Here is a 4188-nt window from a genome sequence, read left to right on the forward strand (position 1 = left end):
CGCCCAGTGGGTAGCAGGCCTTGCTGAACGGCTCCCACCACTGCCCGGGCTCACAGTGCGCCGAGCTCACCGCCTCGGTGCCAAACGTCACGGTGGCCGTCGACGCTGCGGTCAGCATGAGAACGGCCGCCAACCGACCCACCAGATTTCGCATCGCAGCGTCTACCGGTCTCTGATACTTACTGGCGTTTTGCGTGTGCGGCGGGTATCGGGGATGGGTTGTTCAGAGGTGCTCGCTGCTGGTGCGGCGGGCTGGGCTCTGTCCCACACGGACGCTTGGCGTGCAGGATAGGTGGGTTGTTTGATGGTGGGCAGGGGGGTGGTGTGCCGGGTTCTTTTGTGGCGGCGCTGTTTTGGGGTGTCGGTGGTTTTCTGCCGGGTCTTGGTGACCGGGCGGTGCGCGGCTGTGGTGACGCGTTTGGGTTTGTTCCTGGGCCGCTTCACCTGGGTTTTAGCCAGCAGCACGCGTTTGGCGATGTTTTGGGCGGCGATCTGGTCGCGGTTGGCGCCGTTGATGCCGCAGCTGGGGCAGCCGGCGCTGTGATAGCCGTTGGGGCGGGTGATTTCGCCGTCGCAGCCCGGGCAGCGCGCCGATGTGCCGCGCGGTGGGCACATGACGACTTCGAGGCCAGCGCGGGCGGCGCTGTGTTCGAGGGCCTGGTAGGCGCGGCGGCGCGCCGATTGGGCGGCCCGGTTGTTGTTGGTGTTCCCGCGGTTGCGCGGTTCGAGCCCGCGGAGGTCTTCGATGGCGATGACCCCAGCACCGGACGTGGTGGCCATGGCGGTCATGGTCGTGGCGAAGTCGAACGCGATGTCACGGTTGATCCGCCGACGTTTGGCGCCCAGCGCCGCCCGGTGCTGCTGCAGCACGGCGATCTTGGCGTGGAGTTGGGCGGGCTCACAGGCGCCTTCGCCCAGTCGGGTGAGCCGGTCGATCTTGGCTGATAGGTGTTGGCCCTCGGGTTTGCAGCCGGGCCAGCCGCACACCCAGGCCGCGGTCGTTGTAGACGTGGGTGCGGGCATCGGTGATCAGGGCGCCGCCGTGTTCGGCGACCATGGTGGCCGCGCCCAGCGCGGCCGGGGACCAGTCGATGCCCAGCGCCGCGCCGGCGTGAGCGGTGTCGGGTTCGGGCACTTCTTCGGTGATGGTGAACCGCAGCAGCGGCGCGCCGCGCTGTAGGCAGATGGTGGGCAGATGCCAACTGGCGATAGTGCGGGCTTTCAGTTGCGGCGGTGTCGGGCACCACAGTGTGTGCCAGACCCAGTCGGCCCGCCCGCCCGGCTGCGGGGTGGTCGGCAGTTTGATCCGCAGCCACAGCCCGGCCGCGTCGGTGACCTCTAGTTCGACGAGTTGGGCGTCGGCGGCACCCAGCCGGGCCAGCTTCGATACCGCCGGCGCGGATTGGATCTCGGTGATGCAGCTGATCGGGCGGCCGGTATGGCGCCGCAATTGCCGGGTCAGGTTTCGCAGGAACGCCGCGGTGACATAGCGGCAGTGCTGTTCGTCGAGCCGGCAGTAGTCCAGGTCGCCGTCTTCGTCGAGGGCCGCTACCACCTCGGGGATCAACCGGTCTCGATAGGCCATAGTTTTCAGGATCGGCACCACGTTGGCTTGGGCCAGCCGCGCCACCCGCGAGGGCACATACACCCCAGGTGGGGTCTGCGGTGTCCAGCCCAGCCGCTGCGCTGCCACCGCCGCGGTGGGCGGAAGTCTGCGGCCCAGAAAGTCCACCCCCTCGTGCAAGACGGTGAAGGTGGCCGGCCGCCAACACCGCGCCATCAACTCCGTCGAAAGTTCAGCGACCAGATCAAGCAGCCAGCCGATCCGCGGCGCGGCGGCGACGACTTCACCGCTGCCTTCCTCGATAGCCGCGCCGATACGCACCGGCACCGCCGACTGAATCACCGCCACGACCGCACACCATCCAAACGCAGGATGTCCATCCAGACGGTGCGGGCCTGCCCGGACGCCAACCGGTAGCCGACCCGCAGCAGCGGCCCGTCGGTGTTGAGGATTTCACCAACGCGCTGGTGGCCACCCCAGGCAATGAACTCGATGCGCTCACCGACCGCTAACGCGCCCATCTTGGCGGCCAGCCCGGCAGGCAGGGCGTGCAGGAAGGCGGGCGAATAGCTGCGTTCCACCACCTCGTATCCGTTGAACTTCCACCCGACATGACGGACCTTGACGGTCACCTTGTTCAGCTTCACCACCACGGCCGCGCGACTGTCGTAGGAGGCCAACACGAGCTGACCGACGACGAACGCCCCGGACGCGATGCACTCGGCCGCTCGGCGAGAACGCTGCCTTCGCTCATGGCGGTCGGCTTCCTGTGCGGCGAACCGCTCGGCAGCCATCTCGGCGATGCGCGCCTCACAACCGCCGGTGACGCCCCACCCGTCGCAGCCGCCCCGGTGCAACAGCCACGTTGAGTGATCTTTCGGGTTGACGCCAGCCGCCCGCAGCGCGGCGAATTCCCACTCTTCCAGTTCATCAACAACGCCGTCGCTGCAGAGCAGTTGCTTGGCCGCGTAAAACGCCCACTCCTGGACCACCTCGAGGGCTTGCCCGAGGAAATGGCGCTTACCTGCCCGCAATTTCTCCCGGACGCGTTCTTCGACCAATAGCCGGCGGTGCTCGACCTCAAGCGCTTCAGCCTGCTCGCGCGCTTTTCGCTCGGCCGCCTCGGCCGCGGTCTGCGCCAGCAACTCCGAGAGCCAATCCGGCATCGGCCGCGCGCACGAGGCCAGCCAGCCCCGCACCGTGGCGTTATCCAGCGGCGCGCCCACCCCGGCCGCATGCATCGCCGCCAGCACCCTTTTACGCGGCAGCCCCAGCAGCTGCGCGGTCTCCGGCGGGCATAACCGGTGGTCTGCGCGCTTACGGTCTTTGCGGCGCTGTTCGCGATCGCGGGCCGCGCTAAGCCACCCCGGCGGGGTTGTCTCCCACTCGGTGACAAGACGCACCGGCACGGTCGTGGCGTTGGGGTGCCCCCATCCGCGCCGAACGTCGCCGCGCCTAACGCCGAGCCGCCGAGCGGCCCGGTACATCTTCATGCGCTGAAGCGAGCCCGGCGCGTTCACGGGCCCAGCCGTTCGCCGGCCGCCTCCAGCAGACGCCGCTGATTGCGCTTGGACCGCAACGGATAGAACCGGCCCGAAAACGATGCCAACAGCGCGATGAAGTCGTCCATCAGCTCCTCCAACAGCGACTCGTCGCCGCGCTCGTGTAACGCCTCGACACTAACCCCACACACCGACAGATACCGTTCGATCCACGCCACCCCGAACCGCGCCAGCCGATCCAGCCACACCACCCGCACCACCCTGAACCGACCCACCGCCGCATCATCGAGCAACCGATCCAATCCGCGCCGCGACTCCCGCAACCCCGAGCCGCGATCCCGATACACCCCAAACACCTCACCCCGCGCCGTTTCCGCCAACATCTGCTCCTGATTGGCCAGCGAGGACGCCTGCTCCGTCGACCCCGACACCCGGCAATACAGCGCCTCCAGCCGCTCCCGCCCCCCCAGAATCCCTAGCCGGCGCCGGGCGGCCCAGATACGCATCCAAATCCGACCGATCAAACAACCGCTGCCCCGCCCGCGACCGCCGACACGCCAACCGCCCCTCTACGGCCGCCTTGCGCACCCCAACCACCGACATCCCCAAATACTCGGCGGCCTCACTGCATATCAACACATATCAGAACGTGTAGAGGGGATGCTATAGGCATGGCCACCCGAACCGACCGCGGCTGGCTGCTGATCGGTTACGCGGGTGTCGGCGGATTTCTGGCGCTCGAGGCACTGACGCGTAAGCCCGGTCCGGCATCCAGCATGGACGCCGGACCGGACGACCAGGGGACCACCCGGATGATCGTGACCGGGTATGCGCTTGCGGCGCTGGCGCCGATGCTCGCGTGCAGGCCTACGCGGCGGCTGCCGCCGGCGGCCGGGCCGATGGGACTGGTGCTGCAGGCCGGCGGCCTCGCGTTGCGGACATGGTCGATGCGCGTCCTGGCGGCGTCCTACACGCGGACCCTGCGCACCGCCGACAACCAGCGCATCGTCGAGGCCGGGCCGTACCGGCTCACTGGACTACCTTCCTGAGGTCAGCGCTTTTGGATGAGGCGTTGATGCACCCGAGGTGCCACCAGGTCACTGCCCGGCTCGCTTGACGCGG

General features: G+C 68.3%; 5 protein-coding genes and 1 pseudogene. 1 reads left to right on the forward strand and 5 read right to left on the reverse strand.

The features are described from left to right. Positions 1-162 precede the first annotated feature (162 nt). From AC2VOP_RS14675 to AC2VOP_RS14695, 5 genes and pseudogenes are all read right to left on the reverse strand, one after another. Positions 163-789, reverse strand: coding sequence for a zinc ribbon domain-containing protein (locus AC2VOP_RS14675; protein ID WP_486961657.1), 627 nt, complete (start codon positions 787-789; stop codon positions 163-165). 109 nt (positions 790-898) lie between these two features. Continuing rightward, positions 899-1912, reverse strand: a complete 1014-nt coding sequence (locus tag AC2VOP_RS14680; RefSeq protein WP_486961653.1) for a hypothetical protein — start codon at positions 1910-1912, stop codon at positions 899-901. Further along, on the reverse strand, positions 1903-2973 hold the full coding sequence (locus AC2VOP_RS14685; RefSeq protein ID WP_486961654.1) for a hypothetical protein: 1071 nt from the start codon (positions 2971-2973) through the stop codon (positions 1903-1905). Before AC2VOP_RS14685 ends, AC2VOP_RS14680 begins: the two co-directional genes overlap by 10 nt. 107 nt (positions 2974-3080) lie before the next feature. Beyond that, on the reverse strand, positions 3081-3572 hold the full coding sequence (locus AC2VOP_RS14690; protein WP_486961655.1) for a recombinase family protein: 492 nt from the start codon (positions 3570-3572) through the stop codon (positions 3081-3083). A 49-nt stretch (positions 3573-3621) separates the two neighbouring features. After that, positions 3622-3669: pseudogene (locus tag AC2VOP_RS14695) on the reverse strand (hypothetical protein); the annotation flags it as partial. Positions 3670-3737: 68 nt separating this feature from the next. Between AC2VOP_RS14695 and AC2VOP_RS14700 the strand changes: the two are divergent. Next, entirely contained in the window at positions 3738-4115 is a 378-nt protein-coding gene (locus AC2VOP_RS14700; RefSeq protein ID WP_486961656.1) for a hypothetical protein, read from the forward strand. The last annotated feature ends 73 nt before the right edge of the window (positions 4116-4188 follow it).

This window comes from Mycobacterium sp. TH-M106 (assembly GCF_057473765.1).